The sequence below is a fragment of the Christensenella sp. KGMB01412 genome (assembly GCF_055522415.1).
Genome location: NZ_JBVFVW010000011.1, coordinates 1 through 24,398, shown reverse-complemented (window position 1 = coordinate 24,398; position 24,398 = coordinate 1). Strand labels below are relative to the sequence as shown.

The 24,398-nt window shown below is 47.7% G+C and carries 25 protein-coding genes; 24 read left to right on the top strand and 1 reads right to left on the bottom strand.

The features are described from left to right. The first annotated feature begins 60 nt into the window (after positions 1–60). The 5 genes from ACS5WU_RS12675 to ACS5WU_RS12655 all read left to right on the top strand — a co-directional run bounded on the left by ACS5WU_RS12675 (position 61) and on the right by ACS5WU_RS12655 (position 5,822). A complete protein-coding gene (locus ACS5WU_RS12675; protein ID WP_302760050.1) occupies positions 61–3,288 on the top strand; it encodes a hypothetical protein in 3,228 nt (1,075 codons plus the stop codon). 5 nt (positions 3,289–3,293) lie between these two features. Then, on the top strand, positions 3,294–3,545 hold the full coding sequence (locus ACS5WU_RS12670) for a hypothetical protein (protein WP_302760051.1): 252 nt from the start codon (positions 3,294–3,296) through the stop codon (positions 3,543–3,545). A gap of 178 nt (positions 3,546–3,723) precedes the next feature. Beyond that, a complete protein-coding gene (locus ACS5WU_RS12665; protein ID WP_302760052.1) occupies positions 3,724–3,915 on the top strand; it encodes a hypothetical protein in 192 nt (63 codons plus the stop codon). A gap of 59 nt (positions 3,916–3,974) precedes the next feature. After that, entirely contained in the window at positions 3,975–4,757 is a 783-nt protein-coding gene (locus tag ACS5WU_RS12660; RefSeq protein ID WP_302760053.1) for a hypothetical protein, read from the top strand. Positions 4,758–4,772: 15 nt separating this feature from the next. Continuing rightward, a complete protein-coding gene (locus ACS5WU_RS12655; protein ID WP_302760054.1) occupies positions 4,773–5,822 on the top strand; it encodes a chitobiase/beta-hexosaminidase C-terminal domain-containing protein in 1,050 nt (349 codons plus the stop codon). Positions 5,823–5,893: 71 nt separating this feature from the next. On the opposite strand, the gene ACS5WU_RS12650 is transcribed toward ACS5WU_RS12655, so the two are convergent. Further along, positions 5,894–6,103 carry a hypothetical protein gene (locus tag ACS5WU_RS12650; protein WP_046443929.1) on the bottom strand — a complete coding sequence of 70 codons (210 nt, stop codon included), beginning with the start codon at positions 6,101–6,103 and terminating at the stop codon, positions 5,894–5,896. 116 nt (positions 6,104–6,219) lie between these two features. Here ACS5WU_RS12650 and ACS5WU_RS12645 point away from each other — a divergent pair, with 116 nt between their 5' ends. The 19 genes from ACS5WU_RS12645 (at position 6,220) to ACS5WU_RS12555 (ending at position 24,264) form a co-directional block, all read left to right on the top strand. Continuing rightward, positions 6,220–6,654 carry a terminase small subunit gene (locus ACS5WU_RS12645; protein WP_046443930.1) on the top strand — a complete coding sequence of 145 codons (435 nt, stop codon included), beginning with the start codon at positions 6,220–6,222 and terminating at the stop codon, positions 6,652–6,654. Continuing rightward, positions 6,651–8,021 carry a phage terminase large subunit gene (locus ACS5WU_RS12640; protein WP_302760055.1) on the top strand — a complete coding sequence of 457 codons (1,371 nt, stop codon included), beginning with the start codon at positions 6,651–6,653 and terminating at the stop codon, positions 8,019–8,021. The genes ACS5WU_RS12645 and ACS5WU_RS12640 overlap by 4 nt, the downstream gene beginning before the upstream one ends. A 128-nt stretch (positions 8,022–8,149) precedes the next feature. Further along, on the top strand, positions 8,150–8,566 hold the full coding sequence (locus ACS5WU_RS12635) for a hypothetical protein (protein ID WP_131924999.1): 417 nt from the start codon (positions 8,150–8,152) through the stop codon (positions 8,564–8,566). Continuing rightward, a complete protein-coding gene (locus ACS5WU_RS12630) occupies positions 8,563–10,446 on the top strand; it encodes a hypothetical protein (protein WP_302760056.1) in 1,884 nt (627 codons plus the stop codon). Before ACS5WU_RS12635 ends, ACS5WU_RS12630 begins: the two co-directional genes overlap by 4 nt. 20 nt (positions 10,447–10,466) lie before the next feature. Continuing rightward, positions 10,467–12,653 carry a tail fiber protein gene (locus ACS5WU_RS12625; RefSeq protein WP_302760057.1) on the top strand — a complete coding sequence of 729 codons (2,187 nt, stop codon included), beginning with the start codon at positions 10,467–10,469 and terminating at the stop codon, positions 12,651–12,653. Between the two features lie 10 nt (positions 12,654–12,663). Beyond that, positions 12,664–13,065, top strand: coding sequence for a hypothetical protein (locus tag ACS5WU_RS12620; protein WP_465089189.1), 402 nt, complete (start codon positions 12,664–12,666; stop codon positions 13,063–13,065). Positions 13,066–13,137: 72 nt separating this feature from the next. After that, positions 13,138–13,863 (top strand): hypothetical protein, encoded by a 726-nt coding sequence (locus tag ACS5WU_RS12615; RefSeq protein ID WP_465089188.1) that lies wholly within the window; start codon positions 13,138–13,140, stop codon positions 13,861–13,863. Between the two features lie 64 nt (positions 13,864–13,927). After that, positions 13,928–14,191: a hypothetical protein gene (locus ACS5WU_RS12610; RefSeq protein WP_302761249.1), complete on the top strand. Its 264-nt coding sequence runs from the start codon at positions 13,928–13,930 to the stop codon at positions 14,189–14,191. 10 nt (positions 14,192–14,201) lie between these two features. Continuing rightward, complete coding sequence (locus ACS5WU_RS12605) at positions 14,202–14,981, top strand: peptidoglycan recognition protein family protein (protein ID WP_046441773.1); 780 nt, start codon at positions 14,202–14,204, stop codon at positions 14,979–14,981. 13 nt (positions 14,982–14,994) lie between these two features. Beyond that, positions 14,995–15,261 carry a phage holin family protein gene (locus ACS5WU_RS12600; protein ID WP_302761245.1) on the top strand — a complete coding sequence of 89 codons (267 nt, stop codon included), beginning with the start codon at positions 14,995–14,997 and terminating at the stop codon, positions 15,259–15,261. A gap of 188 nt (positions 15,262–15,449) precedes the next feature. Next, a complete protein-coding gene (locus tag ACS5WU_RS12595; RefSeq protein ID WP_302761243.1) occupies positions 15,450–15,986 on the top strand; it encodes a helix-turn-helix domain-containing protein in 537 nt (178 codons plus the stop codon). Next, positions 15,986–16,687 carry a flavodoxin family protein gene (locus ACS5WU_RS12590; protein WP_302761241.1) on the top strand — a complete coding sequence of 234 codons (702 nt, stop codon included), beginning with the start codon at positions 15,986–15,988 and terminating at the stop codon, positions 16,685–16,687. The genes ACS5WU_RS12595 and ACS5WU_RS12590 overlap by 1 nt, the downstream gene beginning before the upstream one ends. A gap of 106 nt (positions 16,688–16,793) precedes the next feature. Then, entirely contained in the window at positions 16,794–17,711 is a 918-nt protein-coding gene (locus tag ACS5WU_RS12585) for an AEC family transporter (protein ID WP_046441767.1), read from the top strand. 276 nt (positions 17,712–17,987) lie between these two features. Then, a complete protein-coding gene (locus ACS5WU_RS12580) occupies positions 17,988–18,572 on the top strand; it encodes a DUF4190 domain-containing protein (protein ID WP_046441765.1) in 585 nt (194 codons plus the stop codon). A 46-nt stretch (positions 18,573–18,618) separates the two neighbouring features. Next, a complete protein-coding gene (locus tag ACS5WU_RS12575) occupies positions 18,619–19,260 on the top strand; it encodes a DUF4190 domain-containing protein (protein WP_052740051.1) in 642 nt (213 codons plus the stop codon). Positions 19,261–19,462: 202 nt separating this feature from the next. Then, positions 19,463–20,089 carry a redox-sensing transcriptional repressor Rex gene (locus ACS5WU_RS12570; protein ID WP_046441763.1) on the top strand — a complete coding sequence of 209 codons (627 nt, stop codon included), beginning with the start codon at positions 19,463–19,465 and terminating at the stop codon, positions 20,087–20,089. Positions 20,090–20,102: 13 nt separating this feature from the next. Beyond that, positions 20,103–20,498 (top strand): secondary thiamine-phosphate synthase enzyme YjbQ, encoded by a 396-nt coding sequence (locus ACS5WU_RS12565; RefSeq protein ID WP_046441761.1) that lies wholly within the window; start codon positions 20,103–20,105, stop codon positions 20,496–20,498. 74 nt (positions 20,499–20,572) lie between these two features. Then, positions 20,573–22,468 (top strand): VanW family protein, encoded by a 1,896-nt coding sequence (locus ACS5WU_RS12560; RefSeq protein WP_302761235.1) that lies wholly within the window; start codon positions 20,573–20,575, stop codon positions 22,466–22,468. Positions 22,469–22,635: 167 nt separating this feature from the next. After that, positions 22,636–24,264, top strand: coding sequence for a VanW family protein (locus ACS5WU_RS12555; RefSeq protein WP_046441756.1), 1,629 nt, complete (start codon positions 22,636–22,638; stop codon positions 24,262–24,264). Positions 24,265–24,398: the final 134 nt, after the last annotated feature.

The following is a 24,398-nucleotide window of genomic DNA, read 5'->3' as shown; positions in this document are numbered from 1 at the left end:
AGGATACGCATGGCGATGGAAGGCAATGCGTATTTTTTGTGCGGAAAAAGAGGAGAGAAAATGGCAAATACGAACAAGAAACCGGATTGGTGGTATGACAAAAAGCGCTGGCAGGGAATGCCGGGCGGCGGGCCCGCGACAGGCGGGAACCAGAAGCAGGAAAAAAAGACAAGCAATACAAAAACCAAGCCGTCAGGCGTGGACGGATACAACACAAGCAAGCGAAGCGAGCCGTCGCGCCCGACGAAAAGCCAGGCTAAGAAAAGCAGCGGGAATACATCGCGTCAAAGCGAAACACAAAATAAAACAAACAGTACGAATGAGCCTGAGCAATCGCAATGGAAGCCGGGCTGGAAGAGCAGGCCGTCCGGCGTTATGGGACTTAATATGGAGCCGGAGATCAAACCGGCGGGACAGCTGAAAGAACAGACACAGCCGATATGGGGCGCAAAGCAGGCGGAAAACGGTTTTGAAAATCAATTTGGAATGGTAAAAAAGCAGGATGGGAATAAAACCGCAAAACCCAATGAGAATCAGGAAAAGCAACGAAAAGACAAGCTTTGGGAAGCCGTATTCACAAAGCCGATGTGGGAATGGCTCAATGAGCTTAAAAAAGAAGATAAGGGCCCGTTTTTATCTGATGAGGAGTTGAACAAAAGAAAAGAAGAAGAGGAGGCGAAAGCACAGGAGGAACGGGCAAAAAAGAAAGAAGAGAAAGACCGATTTGAAGCTGAATATGGAAAGCTGAGCGAGGACATTGGAAACGCGTTGAAGGGCGTGAGCGAGGATGAATACTGGGCAGGCGTGGAAAACGGAAGAAAAAAAGCCGCGGCAGATGATTTTAATAATATGGCGGGAGGCTACCATCCTGAAAGGATGATGTCGCAGATTGCCAAAAATGCAGAGCTTGGGACACAGGAAGAAAATATGCTTGCGTATTTATCCGGAACAGGGCAAACAGAGCTTTATGACAAAACGCTTCAGTTGTTCGAGCAAAAAAAGAAATATACCGACGAGGCGGACGAAACACTGGAGAAAGAGCGTGACGAGTTGCGTGCACACCCGCTGGAGATGAAGCCGGAAAAAACGGCGGAGGGATATGAAACAGAGCAAAAGGCATTGGAGAAGCGGCTTAAAGAGGAGCGTTCGGCAAGGGCTGAAAGCACGAAGGAGCAGACCGCGAAGGCGGGCAGGATACAGGCGCTTCAAGAGCAGATAGACAATACGAAATTCCTGAAGGAGCATGCTGTGAATTACGGACAGGCCATGCAAAAGGCAGAGGAGCTGAGGGATTACGAAGCGATGGCAGGGCAGCCGGGATTTGAGGAAAAAGCGGCAAGGGGCAAGGCGCGGCTGGCCGAAGCGGAATCGAGATCGACAGGCGAATTTGATCCGTTCCACGAGGGGAACGAGGTGGTTTCTCAGATTAACCTCAATGGAAGCTCTTATGCAACAGATGAGCAGAAAGACGTATTTTATGCAATTTACGACGACAAGGGCTTGCCGGAGGCGCTGAATTACCTGGACCTTATCCGTGGCGAAGTGAGCGCGAAAGCCGGAGCGGAGGTGGTAGAGGCGATCAAAGAGAAGGATGATCCATGGATGAAGCGGTATATGCTGGGCACGACGGCAGCGGGGGCGGGACTGGAAAGCTTTTTGGGTTCTATGAGGCAGACCACGGACCTTATACGGGGAAGCACGCTGGCGGTGGAGGACGGGATGTATAACGCGGCGCGGAACGAGTACAGGCCGGAGCTTACGGAGGTGGACGGACTGTGGAACGACGTGGTATATAACGTATCGAACGCGGCGCCGGCGATTGCCGCGGGGGCGGTGAACCCCATATTTGGAACGGCAGTATCGGCGGCGAATGCGTTTGGCGGAGCGGTAAACCAATCGTTGAAGGAAGGAAAGCCTGTGGACAAGGCGGTGGCTTACGGAGCGGCGGTAGGTGTGCTGGAAGGAACGACGCAGTATTTGATCGGTGGTATTTCCAAGTTGGGCGGAATGGAAAAAACAGCGGAGAAATTTTTACTGAACTCAAACAAGGTGATTGAAAACACCTTTAAAAGCAGGGCTGGACAGGGAATTCTGAAGTATTTGCTTCAACAGGGAATTGACAGCGGAGGAGAATTTACACAGGAAAGCATGCAGTCGTTTTTGGAGCCAGTACTGAGGAACCTGATTTTTGGGGAGAACAACGAGATCAAACTATTTACAGAGGAGCAGCTGTATAGCGGGCTGGTTGGCGCGCTAACATCGATTGTGGCAAACGGGGCCGGAAAAGGAATGGACGCAATGGGCCGCGGGCTCGGGATCACGGGAAGGACAGGGACACAAACGGGCGATATGGAAAGCGCGGGAGCAACCAACCTTTTGGAGGGAACGGGAACGCCGATGCTGGATATGCTGTCTGGCAAGGAAGCGGCAGACGGGCTTAGAGGACAGAGCAGGGACGCTGCGGCTGTGCAGGAAGGAACCGCCGGATCGGGCATTGACGCGGGACTGACAGGCAAAGGAAACAGGGCGGCACCGGGGCTTTTGAGTGAAGAAACGCTGGCTGAGGCGACGCAGGCACTGGCGGGCAAGGAGACCGGGATTGACGGCGCGAGGACAGCAGACAGCCAACCGAAAAGCGCGGCACAGGAGATCATGGAGTATTTTGATACGCCGGAGGGGAAGAAGTTCACGGATGCAGAGGGGCGCGGGGAAGTAAGCCTTGAGGAAATGATTGGGAAAGCCGCGCGGGAGCAGCAGGGCATGACGCAGGGAGAAGCGGAAGCGGCGGCAAGAGAAATTGTAGGGGAAATGACGGGAGAAAGACAAAGAAATGAAAAAAACAATGATATTGAGAAAAGAGCACTACAGACGAATGAAGAGGGTGATATAATATTAAAAGGCAAAAGGTTTGATAATATTGAGAAAATTATTGAATCTGATTTTGAAGATTTGCCAAGAGAATCATTAGACAATCTAACAGCTAGAGAATGGTATTATAATAAGGTTGTCGATATACCTAAATTGGTTGATCGTTCATTATCGTTTGAAGAACAAGCCAAACAAGCTTTTGAACTGAGAAATTTGTATAGGAAACAAACAAGAGGTTTAATGGCGGATGTAGAAAATAGAATGAAATTAGAAAGAAAAAGACCTAATCTAACGTTTGATGAATTACTCCAAAAAAAGATGAAAACGAAGCATATGACAAAAGAGGAAGCGGTGGAAGATATCTATTTGACAGCAACAAAATTAAACAAAAAGTATAACAAATTAGTAGGAATGGAGTGAATTAAATGAAAGAATATTTTATATCACCAGATTGTGACGAAAAAATGTTTCAAAAAGTATCTATGCTAATTAATAGTGCTGAAGGAATTGAAAAAAAAGAATTGTTGATTGACGCAGATGATACTATGATTCAATGCTATAAGTATAAAGGGCGTGAATTAGATATATATAATGATACAGAAATAGGAGGAATATATATTAAATCTGAGGATGATATTTCGAAATTATTGGCTAAATGCGGTATTGATTTTTACTAAAACAGGTTGCAGAAATGGAAATGCCGACAGAATAAATCTTCTTATGTCTGCACCATGTCCGTCAGGGGGCAGGTAATGTCCGGAAAAATATCGTATAATGGTAACATGGAAACAGAGGCCGGAAAGAGCGAAGAAAACCGCTCTTTTTTTATGCCTTAAAGTAAAGGAGGACAGCATAATGAACAGGGACGTTTGCAGCGAATGCGGATGCTCGCTGCGTGTGACAGGAAGCAGGAACGTTGTGGAGGGAGACGATTCGAAAGAAACGCCGACAAGGCTGTTTGCGGTATTGACACTGGAATGTGTAAACCCGAAGTGCATTGCATACGGCGTGAAATCAGAAATACGAAATGAACAACCGCTTGGATAGCGGGATTGCCGGAACCGGCGAGGAAGGCCGCGTTCTTAAGGTACAGGAAAGGAAACACCATGGAAGATATGATTACACAGGAGATCGAGGACACGCTGGCAGAGGAAATGTCGGCGGAACAGGAAGCTGATTTTGAAAAAGTGTTTGACAGCGATACGCAGGCGGCGGACGCCATGGAAAAAACAGAGAAGGCAGATCGAATGTACAACACAGACATCAGCGAAACAGATATTGAAGACGCTTCGAGCGAAGAAAATAAAAACGCTTCAAGCGACAATATGGGAGTAAAGGTCTTTTTAGACGGACAGGAATATGTGTTTTCCAAAGAAGAAATAGAAAACCAGAAAAATACTCCCAACGAAGAACAAAGAATTTTGGAACGGCTCGCACAGCAAGCGGGGATAAGCAAGGAAGAACTGATATCGAGGGCGGAACAGGCTGAGGACGAAGCAAAATGCGCGATGAGGGCGCAGCAGTTGAGCGGACAGGGCTATGATTATGAAATGGCAGAGCATATTGCCCGGATTGAGCTGGAAAACGCAAGGTATAAAAACAATCCGGGAAACGATCCGCAAATGAAGGAAAAGGCGATTGTTTTTTCCGGAATCGACGAGTTTGAACGGATGTATCCCGATGTTGAGGATTTGCCTGACACTGTGGTAGAAGAAATACGCGCGGGGGCATCTCCGGTGGCGGCGTACCAGAATTATTTGCTCGAGGAGCGTGAGCAGGAGCTTCGCGCTTTGAAACATGAAAAAAAGAATAGAGAGAAATTACCAGGGAGCGTGAAAGGCCTGGGCGTGGAAGCGGAGGATCCGTTTATCACGGAATTAATGAAATAAAAAGGAGAATATAATATGGCAGTTAATTTGGCAGGAAAATACAGCAATAAGATCGCAGAAAAATTTACAAAGGAAAGCTATGTGGCGGGTAATGCCTCGATGGAATATGATTTTGCAGGTGTGAAATCGATCTCAATTTATACGCCCCAGACGGTTGATCTTAACGACTATAAGCGCAGCGGGGAAAACCGTTTTGGAACGCCGGTTGAGATGCAGGACACTGTGCAGGAGGTAGAGCTTTCACAGGACAAGGGATTTTCAATCACAATCGACAAAGGCAACAATGTGGACCAGATGAATACAAAGGGTGCGGCGAAGATGCTGAACGCACAGATCAAGGAGCAGGTGGTTCCCTACATGGACAAATATACGTTGAGACGCTGGGCCGAGCAGGCGGGAACAATCGCGGGGACAGACGCGCCTACGAAGGAAACGATTGTAGAGAAAATTTTTGAAGGCGCAAAGGTGCTGGACAACGAGCTTGTACCTGATCAGGAAAGGGTACTTTATATCCCGACCACGTATTACAATATGCTGAGACTTTCCAAGGAATTTCTGGCGGTAGATACGCTGGCGGAAAAGGCGCTTGCAAAAGGCTATGTAGGTATGATCGCAGATATGCAGGCAATCAAAGTACCGGATGTGTACTTCCCGGAAGGCGTTTATTTCCTGATTACATTTAAGGGCTCGGTGATTAACCCGAACAAGATCAAGACGATGCGCGTGCTGAACGACGTCGCTGGAATCGACGGAAACGTGCTTGAAGGAAGGAATTATTTTGACGCGTTTGTACTGGGCGCAAAGGCGGGCGGCGTATATGCGGCTGTTGACACCGCGAAGGTGCTTGCGGTGCCAAAGATTGCGATTGCGTCGAACGCGGCGACGATCACGGCGGTATCCGGCGTGACATTCAAATACACGGTGGACGGGACAGATCCAAGGTATTCCAAATCCGTAAAAACCTATACGGCGGCGGTTTCTTTGGAATCGGGACAGACAATCAAAGCGTTTGCGGAAAAAGAGGGAAGTTACCGCAGCGCACTCGCACAGGCTGTGAATGCGTAAGAAATAGAAAAAAGGAAAGCAGCCATATATATATGGCTGCTTTCCAAAATTATCAGAAGGAGAAATTCGGTTTACCAGGGTTCGCCAGGGCAATTACAGGTCGCACCGTCACGGTTCAGGTAACCGCCGTGGCCTTCGTCGTCAACAAAGCTGATATATACCTGTTTGGTAGAATCTTTAGCGCGCTCTTCGGCTTCTTTGATGGCCTGTTCTTTTGCCAGATTATCCAAATAGATTTCTGTTCCCTCTGAGGGATCGCGTACGATTATTTTGTATGTCATAATGAGACCTCCTTACAATCTGTTTTCTTTACATAATACTTATAAACACATTTGGAGGGATAAGCACATTAATTTCATTAAATGTAAAAATTTTTTAGCTATGGGAGAGCGGCAAAATGACAGAAAGGCAACAACGTTTTTGCAGGGAATATATCAAGGATGAGAACGCAACACAAGCGGCGTTGCGAGCGGGGTACAGTGAAAAAAGGGCGCGGCGGACGGCACAGGCGATACTGGCTGACAAACGGGTGAGACGATATATAGATGAATTAAAGAACAATGAGAAGAACAGGAAGCTGGCACAGACATGGGAAATATTACAGTATTTTACTGCGTTGATGCGTGACGAGGTGTTTGAACAGCGCATCGAAGTTGACCAGGAGACAGGGCAGGAAATACTGGTCAGGCAGCCGGTTAAGGTGGCTGACAGGACAAAGGCGGCAGAATTTTTGGCCAAGTATTACAGAATACTCGATGAGAAAGAAGAAGACAAGGGCGAGGATGTGATTCGAGTAGAGCTTGACGACAACATTAAGGAGTGGGCGAAATGAAGGCTGTACTGAAAATGGTAAAGCCATACCCCAAGCAGGCAAAATTTTTTGCGGAGAACGCAAAGTATGTGGCATACGGAGGCGCGCGCGGCGGCGGGAAAAGCTGGGCGGCGCGCATGAAGGTGGTGTTGCTGGCGCTTAATTACGACGGGATACAGATATTGCTATTGCGGCGTACGCTGCCGGAATTGAGGGAAAACCATGTGATCGTGCTATTGGGCCTCCTGAAAGGGATTGCAAAATACAAGGAAAGCACACGCGAGTTTTTGTTTCCAAACGGAAGCAGGTTAAAACTCGGATATTGTGCAGGAGAGCAGGATGTTTTACAATACCAGGGGCAGGCATACGACGTGATTTTTATGGAGGAAGCGACGCAGTTTACGGAATTTCAGTACCAGACGCTCACGGAGTCAAACCGCTCGTCAGGGCTTTGCAGGAAACAATTTTTACCGAGGATGTATTTGACTTGCAATCCGGGCGGCGTAGGGCACGCATGGGTGAAGAGGCTTTTTATAGACAGGGAATACCGTGAAAGCGAGCGGGAGCAGGACTATGCGTTTATACAATCGCTTGTTTATGAAAATGATTTTTTGATGAAGCATTCGCCGGACTATGTGCGAACACTGGAAAATTTGCCGGAGGACCGGAAAAAGGCAATGCTATACGGGGACTGGGATATCTTTGAAGGACAATATTTTGGAGAGTTCAAGCGCGAAATACACGTAGTGCAGCCGTTTGTGATACCGCAACACTGGCGCAGGTATGTGACGCTTGACTATGGGCTCGATATGCTGGCATGTTACTGGATCGCAATGGACGAAAGGGAGAATGCGTTTGTATATAAAGAGCTGTATGAAAGCGGGCTGAAGGTATCCGACGCGGCGCAAAAAATTATAGAGATGACGGATGAACCGGTTTACGCGTATTATGCCCCGCCGGATTTGTGGAACAGGCACAGCGATACGGGGAAAAGTACGGCGGAAATATTTTCCGAACAGGGAATACTGCTTGCCCGGGCCAGCAACGACAGGGTGCAGGGCTGGTACAATTTGAAGGAATGGTTGAAGCCATATTCGCTGTTAAATGAAGCAAATAAACAAATGATACAGGATAATAAGGAGCGGGACGCGCATTTGAAAATTTTTGAAAACTGCGTCAACCTGATCAGGACGCTTCCTGCTTTGCGCTACGACGGTAAGAATCCGAATGATTGCGCACGCGAGCCGCATGAATTGACTCACGCGCCGGACGCGATTCGTTATTTTGTGGCGGGAAGGCCAATACCTGCCGACACGATTGCTCCACAGGGCAGGCATGATTTTGATTATGACGAGCAGCTTGCCGAACTGCTGGAATTTGGACAATAAGCCTGAAATGGATGTCGGATGAATGGCGGGCAGCGTCGGATAAAATATAGTAACATGATAGTATGGAAAAAGTGGAAGGACGAAATAATTCGTCCTTTTTTCATGCGCAGAATCGAGGATATCTGCAAATGCGGAAAGGAAAAGATATGGAAGATAAAATAACAGTGAGGGATCTGTTGCGGCAGGCAATGTCTGTAATGGGTGAGGAAGCCGGATATGAAAGCGGATATGCGACATTTACAGTGAATCTTGTAAACCAGCTGATGATAGATTGCTTTGAGTGCAATAATACGCGCAGAATTTTTACCGGAAAGGAACCTTTGGAAGAAATTCCGGCAGTAAAAAATATGGAGGATATCATCCCTTTTGAGCATGAAGTAATCAGTGGTGTGATGAGTTATGGGCTGGCTTACTGGCTGCTTTTTCAGGACGACGAAAATGACAAAGCCAATATTTGTAACGCAAATTATGAAACGAACAAGATCAAATATGCAAAGGCGGTCACGGAAGAGGTAGAGGACGTTTACGGAGGTGATGGAATATGACGGTTGGAGCAAAGCTTCCGCCTTCCAACGGAACCAAGGCAATAGAGTTCAAGGAGTTTAAAGGAGCGGATTTTGAAAGCGAAATTGGCGCTGTATCTTTATCGCGTTCCCCTGACTGCCTGAACATGATATCGGACCAGAGCGGGAGGCCGGTGAAACGGTTTGGTTATGAAAAGCTGTTACAGCTACAGGGCAGGATAAACGGTATATTCCGGTTATCCCATTTGAATGACAAAAAAGAACGAGAAGAAAAGCGATTAATTCATAGCGGCGACAAGCTGTATTTATGGAAGGACGATAATACGACCACTGAGCTATACACAGGCATGAACGATATGCGAAGCTGCGCATTTCAAATGGAGAGCCAGTTATGGATATTGGATGGAAAAAAGATGATGCGTTATGACGGAAAGGTTGCAGAGCCGGTGGAAAAAACAGCGTACGTGCCGACATCCACGATCGCTGCGCCGCCATCTGGGGGAGGCGAGACCAAGGACCAGTTTAACCTGCTGACGCCGCTGCGGATCAATAAATTTTTGGGAAATACGAGCGCAACGGTATATCAGCTCGATTCGACTGATATTTCTGGAGTGGAAAAATGCGAAAAGCTCGAAGCGAACGGAAACTGGTCTGTAATTCAATCGTGGAGCGTTGAACCCAAGTCCGGGAGAGTGACGTTTGCAGGAGCTATTGGGAACTCTCCGGTAACTGGGGAAGATAATGTACGCATTACCTATAAAAAGGAGAATCAAAAAGAAAATCAGGCGGACAAGATCAACAAGTGTACGACGGGCGTGCTATGGGGACTGGGGGGATATAACAGGTTATTTGTTGCGGGGAATCCGGATTATGTCAACCAGGATTTTGTATCGGATTTTACCGACGGAACGCAGGCGCTGCCTACCTACTTCCCGGAAAATATGTACGCCCAGGTTGGACAGGACAATACGAAAATCATTGGGTACCTGCGGAGCGGAAACGAGCTGGCGATTTTGAAGGAAGATAACGAGCAGGATGCGACCGTGTTCCTGAGATCGGCAACATTAAAAGATGACATTACAGTTCTTTTCCCGCTGAAAACCGGACTTGCAGGCGTAGGTGCGGTTTCTCCGTATTGCATGAAGGATCTGAGGGACGACCATATGTATCTCTCGAAGCAGGGAGTATTTGCAATTACTACGAACGCGGTGACGGCCCAGCAGTATGCACAGGCAAGAAGCGAGCTGATTAATAAAAAGCTGTGCAGGGAACCAAAGCTCGAGGAAGCCGTGGCGGTAGAATATCAGGGATATCTTTATATCGCGGTAAATGGGCACGTTTATGTGGCGGACGCCGCGCAGCGAAACTACAAAGGAAAGAATGCCGAGCAATACCAGTATGAATGGTATTACTGGGAGAATGTGCCTGCGCGATGTTGGTATAAGGAAAACGAAAGATTGCTGTTTGGTACTGATGATGGATGTGTGATGAGGTTTTATAATACGAAAATTTCATCGTCGTATAATGACGACGGAAAAGCGATCACCGCGTATTGGATGACGCCGGCAATCGCTTTTGACACATATACAAAATACAAAACGGTGCGCAGGATTTACACAAAGCTGAACCCGTACGCAAGGTCAAGTGTCAAGCTCTATCTGAAAGAGGATGGGGCCGAGGTTCTGGTGGATGATAAAAAAGCGGACATCATGAACTGGGATGATGTGGATTTTGAACGGTTTACATTCAACACCAATACGGATGTAAATATTATTTATACAAAGGTAAAGGCGAAAAAGATCATTACAACGCAGTTTAAATTCGAAAATGATGTATTGGATGAAGCGTTTGGAATTTATGGAGCGACGGTCTACTATGACCTGAAGACAAAGGTAAAATAGGTAATGTGAAGGAGAAAAGAATGAATATTGATAAATTGAAATTTACAGATGCGGATTTTAACGGACAGGATGTTTCCAGCCTGCCGGATAATCCTTCTGCTGAAGGCATATCCGCTTCTGAACTGAAGGCGCGATTTGACAATATTGGGAAGATGATGATTGCGCTTGGAAAACACAATGAACTGATCGATGCGCTGATGGATACGGAAGCGGGGAAAAGCGGTGCGGAAAATATTGGCGTTTCAACAATTTTTGGTGCGGAAGGAACGAACGTACAGGATGTTTTGGAAAGCGTCAGGAGACTGGAAGTTGAGGACAAGGCGGAATTATTGCAAAAATTCAACGAATATGTTGCGAAAACCGACATTGTCCAGATGAGGGGACGGTCAACGACAGCGGTGATGAGCCAGAAGGCGGTGACAGACGCGATTGATGCCGGCGGCGGTGGCGGCGGTGGCGGCGGGGAATTTGAACCTGTAGGATGTATGAAATTTTTTGCAGGTGAGACATTGCCGGATGGATATTTATGGTGCGACGGCGCGAGTTATCCAACAAATGGGGATTATAAAACTCTTTTTGAAATTATTGGTACGAGATACAACCAGGCCGATGATATGGCAAATACATTTCGCGTTCCGGACATGCGGGGACGCGTGGGAGTCGGTAAGGATGAGGACACGTTTGACGCGCTCGGCAAGGCAGGAGGAGAAGAAAAGCATGGCCTGACTGTGGAGGAGCTGCCAAGCCATGACCATGTCAAGGCACCTGGAGGATATACGACGCCGGCAAGCGTAACACAGGCTGACCCAAGATATTGGTATTATCCAAGCGGGGCGATACCAACGCCCGGAGCGTTGAAGACCGGGGCTACTGGTGGCGGGCAGACACACAATAATTTACAACCGTACCTCGTATGCAACTATATCATTAAATACGGCAGGTCTTATGAAGAAATAGGGGTAACTGCTCCGCCGTGCATCTGGGCGTTTTCTGATTCCGACTGGCTGGAGAACGAAGCCGGCGGATATGTACTGAATATCCCCGAACGCGAGCATAGGCGGGGTGAGCATTGCGTATTGACTGCGCTTTACGATACGACGGAAACGGATAAGATGAAGGCAGTGCTGTTTGAAATGGAAAAAAACAGCGCAGGTGATATTGTGATCTATTCGAACACGGCATTCGAAGGGACGGCATACATTGACCGTGTCTATTTGGTACCTGCGGGCAGGGTGTTATCTGTCAATGGGAAGACGCCGGATATGGATGGGGACGTTCCGGTTGTGGAAGCTAAAAACCAGAATCTGATCATCAACGGCGACTTTCAGGTGTGGCAACGCGGGATGGAAGCATTAGGTGGAAGCGGCGGAAAATATACAGCGGACAGGTGGCTGCTTTTGACATCCAATCCGATTGAAGATATTAATGTAGAAAAAGCAATAGGCGTCAGACAAAAATTTGGTGTCAATGCAAGAAAAGATATCACGTTAGATACGAGATTATCACAGTATATTGAAATTGTGAATGCCGATTGGATCAATGGGAAAACATTCACTTTATCATTTGAAGCGATTGCAAATATTGCAGGCAGAAAATATACCGCATTTGTTTCAAAAAAATCAGACATCGATAATACGTTTGGCGTTTTACAAGTGGAAATGCCGGAAGCAAACAAGGAATACAAATTTACGTTGACGTTTGCTGTGCCGGAAGGAGCGGTCACAGAAGAGGATATCCTTACAGTTGGATTCGGACTTGCTTCGTCTGAGATAGGAACATATGGCGCGGACAGTGTGAATATATTTAAAACGGGGAATCTTTGTATTGATCATGTGAAGCTGGAATATGGAAGCGTTGCGACTCCATTTGTGCATAGGCTGTATTCAGAGGAATTGTTGCTTTGCCAACGGTATTATCAAGTTCTTCCATCGGATTTAAACGGTGCTATCGCATACACACCAACCAATGCCAACGTATACGTTAAGTTTATAGCGCCAATGCGGATCGTACCGACGATATCGGGAGTTTCATTCTGGTATGTTGCATATAATGGAGGATTATTGGATAAACTGACCATCCAGGAGATATATGCCAGGGGAAATACGGGCATGGCATTCACTCTTGGAACATTTGCGTCCAAACCGGCACAAGCCGTTTGCGCATGGGGAAATAACGCATTGATGAATCTTGATGCAGAAATTTATTGAGGAGGCAAAAATGAGTATTAAAACAACAAAACCGGTTGAAGATACGGAAAAACTGGGCGGACGAGCACCAGAATACTACGTACCGGAAAGAATTGAAAATGAAAATGGTACGGCGATCAAATTTGCAGATGGTACATTGATCTGTATGAAAACGGTCACTGTTGGGGATATTGACCTGACGGCGCATATAGGCGCTACTTATACCCATAATTATGCAATCTCTTTGGGAGGATTTGCATTTCCATTTGTAGGGGCATGCTACAGAAGTAAGGAAGTATCAATTACAAATACGACCAATACGCCGATATGGCTCAGTACACTGGCCGATGATTCTTGCTGGGTAACCGGTTCTGCGCAAATAAAAGTAAAAGATGTGAAAATTCACATATTGGCAGTTGGTAAATGGAAATAAGCGATTATGAAAAAACAAATTGAAAGCCAGTAGAAGAAAAGAGCAGGATTCATGGAAAGAGAGGGACAATAAATGGCACCAAATTGGGATGATATATACCGGGACAAATTTAACGAAAGCTCAAAGGGTTTTGATGAGCAGAGAAAGCAATATCAGGATGCACAGGCAGCGGAGCAGGCTGCCCTTGACAAGCAGAGGGATACCGCCTCCAAAAGGGCGCAGCAGGAACTGGAAAGGGCTAGTCAGGAGGCTTATATTGCGCGAACCATGGCGAGCAAAAAAATGCCTCAAATGCTTGCGGCACAGGGAATCAGCGGGGGAATGACGGAAACGACAGCGTCTAATATTTTCAGGGATTACCTGAGATCAAAAAGTGCTGCGGATGCCTCCTACAACACGGCGATGTCAGATTTGCAAAACAGTTATATGACAAACAGCTCGACACTGAAAAGCAGTTGGGCGCAAAAGCAGGCGGAGCTGGATCAGCAGCAACGGTCGCAAGCCATGGAACAGGCTAAATTTGCATATGAAATTGCCCTGAAAGAAGAGGAAAGACGAAAGCAGGAAGAGGAAGAACGCAAGAGACAGGAAGAGGCGGAAAGACGGTATACAGCAAGTAAAAAATCCAGTTCAGGAACTGTAAAGAAGAAAACAAGTTCTACGTTTAATACGGTTCCGACATCTTATATTGATGCAAAACGTTGGCAGGCAGCACCAGCTGGCGGTGCTACTCAATCAAAACTTCCTTCCTATTTTTATGATAAAAAACGCTGGCAGGGCAGTCCGGGTGGAAAATAAGGGTAAAATCCAAAAATTATTCTGTCCTGACGGCTATGCAAAAAAATAAGAAAGAGAGTGAACAATGAGTATAGAAGTTTCATTGATACTTGCGATTTTAGCGGGTTTTGTCGGCCTTGCCGGCTGGCTATCAGGCAGGGATAAAAAGATTTCCGGTGAAAGCAAATGGCGCGGCAGTGTGGATGCAAAATTGGATGCGATCATGGGGATCAAACAGGACGTAAAGGTACTGGAGGAAAAAGTCGATTTGCAGGGCGAGAGGATCACTGCAGTGGAGCAGAGTGCAAAGCAGGCGCATTGCAGGATCACAGAACACATAAGTAAATAAGGAGAAAAGGATGTTTGAATTTGTAAAGGATTATGCCCTGAAGTTTAAAGGGACGCTTGTACCGCGCAAAAGTACGAAGCGGATTTTGCTGCATGAAACGTGCGGCGGACCGTTGGAAACGGTACTGGGCATCCATGCTTACCATCTCTCAAGAGGACACAAGGGCATTGATTACAACATTTGTGTGGAAAAGGACGGAGGAGTGGTATGGGGGCGGGGGCTTGAATACTGCGGCGGCAGCGTCAACAATTCCAATATTTCCACAAAAGGAATGAACGACGATTCCGTAGCAATCGTTGCACTTGGAAATTTTGACATTGATCAAATGCCGGAGGCACAGAAGGACGGAATAAAGCGCATCACGCGGGAAGTGGCGCAGTATTACAGGATTACCGAGATCAAGGGACATAATGAGGTAGCGGGCAGGGATTACACGACTTGCCCTGGCCAGTACTTTCCACTTGACGAGATAAGGGCTTATGCGCTTGGCAATGATCAGGCGCTGCAGCCAGCGCCAGAGCAGACACGGGAAGAAGAACATGAATTTTCAAACCTTTTCCGAAATCTGAAGCTTGTATCACCCATGATGCGCGGGGATGACGTGCGGAAAGCGCAGGAACGGTTGGAGTGCCACCTTGCGGAGCCCGGAAAGATTGACGGTGTTTTTGGTAAGAATACAAAGGCTGCGACAGTCCGTTTCCAAAAGGCCCGTATTGCGGAAGGTTATGATCTTGGCAGCGCGGGCGCAGACGGTGTGATCGGGCCAAAAACGTGGAAGCTTTTGCGATAGAAAGGAGAACAGCATGAATTTAAAAGTAAGGGTAAAGAATTTTTCATTTTGGGTATCGGTGGTAATTGCCGTTATCGCGCCTGTACTTGCTTATTTTGGCATTACGGGAGCGGATCTCACGACATGGCAGGCGATAGGAGATCTGATTGTAAGAGCGGTCAGCAATCCATATGTGGTGTTCCTGATGCTGGCGGCGCTTTACAATGCACTTGTTGATCCGACGACAAAGGGCGTTGGTGACAGTGCAAGGGCGCTCGGATATAAGATGCCGGGAAAATGATTTGAAAAATAAAATAGAAATCAAAAAAGCCGTGTTCCGTTCTGGAATACGGCTTTTTTGCGTTCCGAAAAGAAAAATCAACCAACGGTTGAGAAAATACACAGAGCTGTTGATTGCTTTTTTATGGCGTTTTCGCGTATACTTTGCGTATCGGTTGCAGAAAAAGAAAGAGAGAAAACGGAAGAGCTATGGATCAGATCGGAACAGTAATCAGAAAAAGGCGAAAGGAGCTCGGATGGACGCAGGAGCAGCTGGCAAATCATCTTGGAGTTACCTACCAGGCCGTATCCAAATGGGAAAATGATTTATCAATACCAGACATACAAATTATGCCGGAAATTGCAAAGATATTCAGGATATCGCTCGACGAGCTGATGGGAACGGACGATATTGGCCAGCAGCAAAGGGCTTATTTTGGAAATATATTCGGTGGCGTGCATCAGGACATTCACGCGGATGTGGGCAATGTTTTTGGAACGGTCAAAGGCGATATTTACGGAGACGTCAAGGGCAGTATTTTTGGCCGTGTGAGGAATATTTATGGGAATGTGGAGGGCAGCGTTTGGGGCAAGGTGGAAGGCGATATTTCCGGATGCGTGGAAGGGAGCCTTTACGGACGGGTTTCGGGTTCTGTGAAAAATGGCGTACACGGAAAAGTAATTGGTAAAATTATCGGCGACGGAATCAATGTGGGGAAAAAAACAAAGAAAAAGGATGGGAAATAATGAAAATTGCAGTTGTGCATGGGGCTATGCACAAAGGAAGCACCTATCATACCGCGCAAATATTTTTGGAGTTGCTTGGAGGTGAGATAACGGAATTTTTTCTTCCGGGGAATTTTTCAGAGCCATGTAAAGGGTGTTTTTCCTGCTTTGTGAACGGAGAACACACATGTCCGCATGCGGGGCAGGTAAAACCGATTATGGAAGCATTTGAGGAGGCAGACCTTATTGTGCTGGACAGCCCTGTTTATGTTCTTGGGATGACCGGACAGCTGAAATGCTTTCTCGATCACACCGGGTACCGGTTTATGGTACACAGGCCGGATCCCGGGATGTTTTTTAAAACAGGGCTTGTGATATCCACTGCGGGAGGATATGGAACAAAACAGGCGAATAAGGCGATGAAGAGCTGCCTTTCAGGGATATGTATTCCGAAAGTTTTTTCATTTGGAGAAAGCGTATTTGCTATGAATTGGGAACAGGTAACGGACCGGAAAAAGAAACAGATCGAAAAAAAGGCCGCTAAGGTGGCGAAAAAGGTGAAGCGTAACGTTGCCTCGCCCAAACCACCGGGACTTTTCGCTAAATTCATGTTTCTGATGATGCGGAAAATGCAGAAGAACAACAAATGGCTGCCACTCGACCGGGAATACTGGGAGGAGCGCGGATGGCTGGGCAGGAACCGTCCGTGGAAACGCAGTTAGGAAAGTAAAAAAAAGGATACCGCTTTTATGGCGGTATCCTTTTTTCGTTGCGCCCATTATCATGCTGTTATATAATAAACAGGTGCGGCGGAAAGGGAGAATGTAAATGGCAGAAGTGTTGAGCAAAGCGATCGGATTGATTTGTATTATCCTATTGGGATATATTTTAAAACGCGTTGGTTTTTTTGGGCCCAAAGATTATGTACTGGTTTCCAAGATCGTTTTTAATATTACCTTCCCTGCCACGATTATTGCAAGTTTCTCCAACTTTATCATGGATTCGTCGCTGTTGTGGCTGATTGTGATCGGACTTGCCTGCAATCTCCTGATGTCTGGAATCGGCTACCTGATTACGCTCAAAAAAAGTGCGGATGAAAAGGCCTTCTATATGATTAACCTTGCGGGTTATAACATTGGATGCTACACTCTTCCCTTTATCCAGAATTTTCTTGGCCCGGCGGGCGTTGTCATGACCTGTATGTTTGATACGGGCAATTCGATTATGTGCACGGGAACTACCTATGCGATTGCAAAAGGCGTTACAGGCAAAAACGATACAAAGGGAATCGGCGGGATATTAAAAACCTTGTTTGCGTCGATCCCGTTTGACGTTTATATTATCATGCTTATCCTGACGTCCTTTCAAGTCAGGATGCCGGAATTTGTGGTTTCAATCTCTTCCACGATTGGCGTTGCAAACGTATTCCTCGCCATGTTTATGGTTGGAATGATGTTTGAGATGAACATCAAAAAAGAATATATTAAGGATGCTGTTGTGATCATTTTGCTGCGGTATGGCGTTGCGGCGGTGCTGTCCGTGCTCGTTTACTTCGTATCGCCGTTTTCGCTCGAGATACGGCAGGTGCTTGTTATCCTGCTGTGCGGGCCGATTCCGGCAATGGCGCCGGTATTTACAGAAAAATGCAAAGGAAATGTGGCGCTTTCAAGCATGGTCAATTCTATTACGATTGTGCTTAGTACGGTCATTATTACAACGTTGCTTGCGGTGATGGACATTACCTAGAAGAATATACGCATGGGAAGACGCAGGGGCCTGTAACCGCCTGCGTCTTTTTTGTACGAAAAGAACCGTGACCGGCACGCCGCCGGATCAAATAGAAAGAATGTATTTACGGAGTGGTTTCAATTCTATAAATATCACGTTTTGGAATTCCCGGAACGGTTTAACAAAAGTTAAGAATTTTGTCCTTCTATTGTCAGGAAATATTAAGAATATACCTTTGATAAACGCCTTTGGATATGTTATAAATAAAGGGTAGAGCGAAAGGAGCAAACAATTATGAATTGTGAAAAATGTCATCAGGAATATGACGGCCGTTTGGACGCTTGTCCCTACTGCGGAAATGCGACGCCGCAGCAAACATATGTTCCGCCTGTGCAACAGCCGCAGGATACCCAATATCAGCAGCCGCAGCAAAATCAACAGTATCAGCAGCCACAGCAGAACGCACAGCAATACCAGCAGCCGCAGCAAAATCAGCAATATCAGCAACCGCAGCAAAATGGACAGCAATACCAACAACAGTACCAACAGCAAAATCAACAGTACCAGCAGCCGTATGGACAGCCGCAATATCAGCAGCAGTATCAGCCGGTACCTGTACAGGGAGATAAAAGAGGTATGGCGGTTGCGTCGCTTGTATGCGGCATCCTCGGCTTGATTCTGTGCTGGGTGCCGTTCGCGGGACTGATTATCAACGCTATGGCGATCATTTTCTTTATTCTTGCGCGTAAGGATGGCCCGAATGCTCAAAGTGGTATGGCCACAGCGGGATTTGTATGCGGAATCATAGGTTTTATCGTTGCTTTGTTTGTAACAATAGCAGTTGGAATCGCGTGCACAGGATTATGGTGGCTTTATTAGTATCCGGTAGATGAGTTGTCATTTATAGAGAAGAAAGGATAAAATAATGGAATGTAAACAATGCCGTCAGGACTATGACGGAAATTTAGAAGCCTGCCCGTTTTGCGGCGCGCAAAACGAAGCGCAGCCTGGGGAGCAGTCGGCTCAGCCACAGCAGCAACCAGGCGCGCAGCAAGATACGCAGTATCAGCAGCCAGTGCAGCAGCCAACTCAGCCGGAGCAGCAACAGTATCAGCAACCGGAGCAGCAGCCGGCTCAGCCACAGCAGCAACCGGGCGCGCAGCAGGATGCACAATACCAGCAGGCGCCGCAGCAGCAGTATCAGCAGCAACAATATCAGCAGCCCCAGCAGAACGCTCAGCAATATCAGCAGCAATACCAGCAAGTTCCGGTACAGAATCCGGCAGACAATGGAAAAGGTTTTGCAATCGGCAGTTTGGTATGTGGTATCGTTGGTATCATAACCTGCGCGGTACCGGCTTTGGCTATCGTTCTTGGCATTCTGGCAATTATTTTTGGAAATCTGGCGAAAAAGAAGCTGCCTGACGGACAGGCGGGCATGGCGACGGCAGGATTTATCTGCGGCATTGTTGCTATTGTGGTCGCGGTGATCGTTATGATCGTGGTTGCCGTTATGTTTGCGGCAGTTGCAACGGGATTGAGTTATTACGACTGGATGTATTATTGATCAGATGAATGCTAACGCAGGCATATCCAAAAAGGATGTGCCTGTTTTACTTTTGAGGGAAGCGCGATGATATGGTCAGGAAGCGTTGAGCAGATTAATAAATCCAAAGTTGTGAAAAAGTTGTGAAATTTTTTCACACATACTGGCAAGTGTGTAGTATAATAAAATAGTATACGTGGATTTTGGAAAAGGAGAAACTATTATGAGTGAGAAAATTTCTCCGGCGGTCATTCGCAGGCTGCCCAGATATTACAGGTATCTGGAAGAGCTGGAAGGCAAGGGGATGGATAAAATATCCTCCTCTCAGATGAGTCTGGAAATGGGGCTTAACGCTTCGCAGATCAGGCGCGACCTCAACTGCTTTGGAGGGTTTGGACAACAAGGATACGGTTACAGCGTACAAAAACTGAAAAAAGAGATTGCGCGCATTTTGGGGCTGGATAAGCGTTATAATGTAATCATCGTAGGGGCGGGACGCATCGGTCAGGCGTTGATGGGTTATAAAAACTTTATGCTGGAAGGCTTTAACGTAATCGACATTTTCGATAACGATCCGTCAAAGATCGGAACGGATATACAGGGACGCAAGGTGCAGAGTATTGCGGGCCTTGACACCTATTTGAAGGACGGGGATATCGACATTGCGATTATCTGCACGCCAAAGGAATATGCCCAGCAATCGGCGGATCTGCTTGTGAGCTTTGGAATCAAGGCAATCTGGAATTTTGCCCCGACAGACGTTGCGGTAAGACGCGGCGTTGCTGTGGAAAACGTGCATCTTTCGGACAGCCTGTATGTGTTGTCATATAAATTGAAAGTAAGTAAATAAGAGGAACGGCACTATGAGAGTTTTTGATTTGGAAACCTACAAAAAAGAGGCTTTTATCAATATTACCCGCAGCGTGCGTGAGGAAGTGATTAAGAGCGGCGTAACGAATGGCATTGTGATCGTGCATTGCCCGCATACCACCGCAGGTATTACGATCACTGAAAATGCGGATCCCGACGTGTGTGCGGATATGATCCGCGCGCTTGACGCAATTACGCCGGATATTGACTACCGGCATGCCGAGGGAAATTCCCCCGCCCATTTGAAATCGATTCTGGTGGGAAACAGCGTCAGCGTCCCTGTAAAAAACGGGGATCTGTGCCTCGGCGTCTGGCAGGGAATTTATTTTTGTGAATTTGACGGGCCGCGTTCCCGCCAGTTTTATGTAACCGCAGGTTCTGCGGAATAACTACTTTGTGATAAGCGGGAGGAATCTCGTTTGCGCACTGCGCAGTAGAAGGATATTGAGAGGAAAAAGAGCAAATGCCCAACGATTTTGATGCAAACAACCGGGAAGAAAAGAACACAGAACATACGGCAAGAAAAATAGGCGAAGAGCCGTCTATGCCTGAAAACGAAATGCAGGCACAGCCGCCTGCAGAAGAAGCGCCCGCAGACGAGCCGGCAGCGCAGTCCGCGCCGGAAGAGGCCGATACGCAGCAGAGCGTACCGCAGGAAACGCCAATAGATGAGCTGCCGGAGGAGGAACCATCGGCAGAAGAACCGGCAATGCAGACAGATGCGGCAATGGGTGCCGCGGGCAGCGAAGCTTCGCAGGGAACCTTTGGCAAAAATAAGATGGAAGGCCAAACCGGGAAAAAGGAACGGAAAAAATGGAGCACGAAAAAAATCGTCCTTGTGACGGTGCTTGTAATCGTTATTGCGGCTGCGGGCGTAATGGGATATTTGTTCCTTGGGCCTAAGAATACACTCGCGGGAGACAATCTTCAGGAAATACTGGACAACGGAACGTTTTATGACGGCGTGAGGCTGGCAGGCGTAGACCTTTCGGGTATGACGCTTGATGAAGCGCGCCCTTTGGTGGAAGAAAAAGCGGACGAATCCTTAAAGGAAATTTCGATTGATTACAAGGTGGATGAAGATACCTTCAGCCTTACCGCAGATCAACTGGGTGCAAAGGCGGACGTTGACCAGGCGCTGCAAAAGGCGCTATTGTACGGGCGTGAGGGTAATTTCGCGCAGCGCATGAGCGCAATTAACGACGCAAAGCAAAAGGGCGTGGAAATAGAAATGCCCGTTACCTACGATCAGTCGGTGATCCTTGAATCGCTCAAGGCAAACGATGATAAAATCAACGTACCCGCGCAGGATGCAGGCGTTAATTTTGAGAAGATATCCGACGAAGGCTCCATGACCACAAATTCCAAAATTACCCTGACAGACGAGGTCGTGGGCAAAGAGGTAGACGACGAGGCTCTTGCAGAAACGATTTTCACGCAGCTTGGGCAGAATAATTTTGAAACGGTGGTAGCAGAAACGCAGGTGACGCAGCCAAAGCTGACAAAGGCGCAGCTTGAGGACCGATATACGATGCTTGGAACCTTCAAGACGGAATATGGCAGCTCTGCCGAGGGCAGGCGTTATAATATCTGGAAAATGGCGGATATTATCAACGGCGTAAAGATTGAACCGGGCGAAACCTGGTCGATCAACGAAGAGGCGGGCCCGAGGACATATTCCCGCGGCTGGAAGGGAGCGCCGGGCATCAGCAACGGCGAATACCAGGAAGAAGCAGGCGGCGGAATCTGCCAGGTTTCCTCAACGCTCTATGGTTCGATCCTGCGGGCAGAGGTAAAAGTTGTGGACCGCACGCATCACTCGTGGCCGCTTACCTATGTGGACGGGGGGCTCGATGCGACGATCTCAACCGGCGCGCCGGACTTCAAAATACAGAACAATTATGATATTCCGATCTATATTGTAGCGACATGCGACGGCAGCGCGCGAACGATAGAGGTTTCGATTTATGGGCCGAAATTTGAGGACGGCCTCACGCGAGATTTTACCTCGGTAAAAATCAGCGAGTCCTACAGCGGAGGCGAGAAGGTCATTCAGGATCCATCCATGGCGGAAGGACAGCGCAGGGTGAAGCAGGATCAGCATCCGCGCAGGGTTTATGAAGTGTATAAGCACTGGTACGACGCGGATGGCAACGAAGTGAAGAAGGAGAAGTTCTCGACGGAAACCTATGCGGCATTCCCGGCGATTGTATATGTCGGAACCGCACCGGCGGCAACGCCGGCTCCGGTAGAGACGCCAACACCGGAGGCGCCAACTCCGGTACCACAACCAGATCCAACGCCGGCTCCGGTAGAGACGCCAACGCCTGAGGCGCCTGCGGAGGGGGAAGCGGCATAAAAAACAAGAGGCCCGGCGTGTTTATCGCGCGGGCCTTTTTTAATGCAATTTAAATATGAAAATTGTTTGAATAAATGAAAGTTGTGTTTACATTCATAAGGCGATAAGCTATCATAGATAGTGAATAATTCAAGCTGAAAACAGCAGCGTAGGAGAGAAAAGAGACTATGAGAAAGTACAGGCCGGCAAGAGGCCATATAACGACGACGCGTGTGGTTAACCCAAAAAGAATTGCGATATTTGCGGCGGCGATTGCGGCTGCAGTTATCGTAATTTTATTTTGCGTATATATGTTTTCCGAAGTGAAATTAACGGACGAAAAGCAAAAAGAGCTGTTTGAAACAGGTACGTTTGTCGAGGGGGTATCGGTAGCCGATGTGCCGCTTGGCGGGCTCACATACCAGCAGGGTGAGGAAAAGGTAAAAGCGGTTGCCGACAGTATGATGAACGACAACAAAATCGAGTTTACTGTAAAAGATCAGCCTTACTCCTATTCGCTTTCAGAAGTGGGCGCCTCGGTGGACTACGAAACGCCTTTGCGGGAGGCGATGCTTTACGGGCGTGAAGGTACGCGCTGGGATTTGCAGTTTGGCAAAGTTGAGGCGAAGAACTGGCCGATTGACTATGCTTATGATGAAACAAAGCTTGCATCCCTTTTGGAACGCGATGGAGCGGAATGGGGCGAGGAAGCTGTGGAAGCATCCTTTGTCGTGGAAAAACAAAAAGACGAGGACGCGCTCACTACGGGCGGTACGCTTGTAACGCAGGAAGCAAAGGACGGCTGGAAGGTAGATGTGGAAAGCATCAAGTCCGCCGTCAAAAATGAAATAGAAACAAAGCAATTTGCGCCCTTTGAAGCTACGGTAGAAGTGGTGCAGGCGCAGGGTTCTTCCAATCCCAAGGAAATGGTAAAAATGGGAAGCTATACCACCAAAATTGGTTCAAGCTCTTCCAAGGGCAGGAAGTTTAACATCTGGATGATCAGCGACAAACTCAATGGCGCGGTATTCAAACCGGGAGAGACCTTCTCGGTCAACGATTATGTGGGAGACCGCACGGTAGAACTTGGATGGGCGCTTGCGCCGGGAATTGAGAACGGCACCTATACTGATCAGGCGGGCGGCGGAATCTGCCAGGTTTCCTCCACCTTCTATAATGCTGCTCTGCGCGCGGAAATGGATATCGTGGCAAGGCTGCCGCACAGCATTATGGCAGGATATGTGGATCCGGGCATGGACGCGACGATCTCCACCGGCGGACCGGATTTCAAGGTAAAGAACCCATATGAGGACGATATGGTCATGATCGTGACCTGTAATATCCCGGATATGAAGGTTACGGTGGATATTTATGGCACGGTGGAACGCGACTATTACCTGAAATTCGAGAGTGAGCTGATCGAAAAGCAGGATTTACCGGCCGTTAAATATGTGACGAACTCTGAACTGGATAAGTACGGCATACAGCGCACAAAGGTCGGACAGCAGGGTGAGAAATACCAGATATGGGGCCAGAAGTACGATAAAGAGACAGATCAGAAGATCGGCGACAAGTTCAAGGTGACGACCTCCACCTACAACGCGAGTGCGCCGGTAGTGGAGCTTGGCAGCGGGATACCAATCCCTGCGGACGGAACGTCAATCGAGGAAGTGAAAGCGCAGGCAGCTGAGCTTAAGGCCAAGGAGGAAGAGGCCAACAATCCGCAGCCTTCTGCGCAGCCGTCCACAGAGCCTTCGGCTCCGCCTGAGGAGACGACCGATCCGGTGACCGATCCGGGGAATGCACCCGCTGAATAAGAGGTTTTTGAGCGGTTGTTATGCTTGACAAACGCCGCGGAAAACCTTAAAATATTATACTATAGCGTATTATGATTCGTTGAAAGTAAATTTGAGGAAAAAACCTCATTCAACAAAATGATTTTTCGGGAGGA

Excerpts from the sequence above, each read along its gene's own strand:
- ACS5WU_RS12675 (WP_302760050.1), top strand. The coding sequence starts at position 61 with ATGGCAAATACGAACAAGAAACCGGATTGGTGGTATGACAAAAAGCGC.
- ACS5WU_RS12670 (WP_302760051.1), top strand. The coding sequence starts at position 3,294 with ATGAAAGAATATTTTATATCACCAGATTGTGACGAAAAAATGTTTCAA.
- ACS5WU_RS12665 (WP_302760052.1), top strand. The coding sequence starts at position 3,724 with ATGAACAGGGACGTTTGCAGCGAATGCGGATGCTCGCTGCGTGTGACA.
- ACS5WU_RS12660 (WP_302760053.1), top strand. The coding sequence starts at position 3,975 with ATGGAAGATATGATTACACAGGAGATCGAGGACACGCTGGCAGAGGAA.
- ACS5WU_RS12655 (WP_302760054.1), top strand. The coding sequence starts at position 4,773 with ATGGCAGTTAATTTGGCAGGAAAATACAGCAATAAGATCGCAGAAAAA.
- ACS5WU_RS12650 (WP_046443929.1), bottom strand. The coding sequence starts at position 6,103 with ATGACATACAAAATAATCGTACGCGATCCCTCAGAGGGAACAGAAATC.
- ACS5WU_RS12645 (WP_046443930.1), top strand. The coding sequence starts at position 6,220 with ATGACAGAAAGGCAACAACGTTTTTGCAGGGAATATATCAAGGATGAG.
- ACS5WU_RS12640 (WP_302760055.1), top strand. The coding sequence starts at position 6,651 with ATGAAGGCTGTACTGAAAATGGTAAAGCCATACCCCAAGCAGGCAAAA.
- ACS5WU_RS12635 (WP_131924999.1), top strand. The coding sequence starts at position 8,150 with ATGCGGAAAGGAAAAGATATGGAAGATAAAATAACAGTGAGGGATCTG.
- ACS5WU_RS12630 (WP_302760056.1), top strand. The coding sequence starts at position 8,563 with ATGACGGTTGGAGCAAAGCTTCCGCCTTCCAACGGAACCAAGGCAATA.
- ACS5WU_RS12625 (WP_302760057.1), top strand. The coding sequence starts at position 10,467 with ATGAATATTGATAAATTGAAATTTACAGATGCGGATTTTAACGGACAG.
- ACS5WU_RS12620 (WP_465089189.1), top strand. The coding sequence starts at position 12,664 with ATGAGTATTAAAACAACAAAACCGGTTGAAGATACGGAAAAACTGGGC.
- ACS5WU_RS12615 (WP_465089188.1), top strand. The coding sequence starts at position 13,138 with ATGGCACCAAATTGGGATGATATATACCGGGACAAATTTAACGAAAGC.
- ACS5WU_RS12610 (WP_302761249.1), top strand. The coding sequence starts at position 13,928 with ATGAGTATAGAAGTTTCATTGATACTTGCGATTTTAGCGGGTTTTGTC.
- ACS5WU_RS12605 (WP_046441773.1), top strand. The coding sequence starts at position 14,202 with ATGTTTGAATTTGTAAAGGATTATGCCCTGAAGTTTAAAGGGACGCTT.
- ACS5WU_RS12600 (WP_302761245.1), top strand. The coding sequence starts at position 14,995 with ATGAATTTAAAAGTAAGGGTAAAGAATTTTTCATTTTGGGTATCGGTG.
- ACS5WU_RS12595 (WP_302761243.1), top strand. The coding sequence starts at position 15,450 with ATGGATCAGATCGGAACAGTAATCAGAAAAAGGCGAAAGGAGCTCGGA.
- ACS5WU_RS12590 (WP_302761241.1), top strand. The coding sequence starts at position 15,986 with ATGAAAATTGCAGTTGTGCATGGGGCTATGCACAAAGGAAGCACCTAT.
- ACS5WU_RS12585 (WP_046441767.1), top strand. The coding sequence starts at position 16,794 with ATGGCAGAAGTGTTGAGCAAAGCGATCGGATTGATTTGTATTATCCTA.
- ACS5WU_RS12580 (WP_046441765.1), top strand. The coding sequence starts at position 17,988 with ATGAATTGTGAAAAATGTCATCAGGAATATGACGGCCGTTTGGACGCT.
- ACS5WU_RS12575 (WP_052740051.1), top strand. The coding sequence starts at position 18,619 with ATGGAATGTAAACAATGCCGTCAGGACTATGACGGAAATTTAGAAGCC.
- ACS5WU_RS12570 (WP_046441763.1), top strand. The coding sequence starts at position 19,463 with ATGAGTGAGAAAATTTCTCCGGCGGTCATTCGCAGGCTGCCCAGATAT.
- ACS5WU_RS12565 (WP_046441761.1), top strand. The coding sequence starts at position 20,103 with ATGAGAGTTTTTGATTTGGAAACCTACAAAAAAGAGGCTTTTATCAAT.
- ACS5WU_RS12560 (WP_302761235.1), top strand. The coding sequence starts at position 20,573 with ATGCCCAACGATTTTGATGCAAACAACCGGGAAGAAAAGAACACAGAA.
- ACS5WU_RS12555 (WP_046441756.1), top strand. The coding sequence starts at position 22,636 with ATGAGAAAGTACAGGCCGGCAAGAGGCCATATAACGACGACGCGTGTG.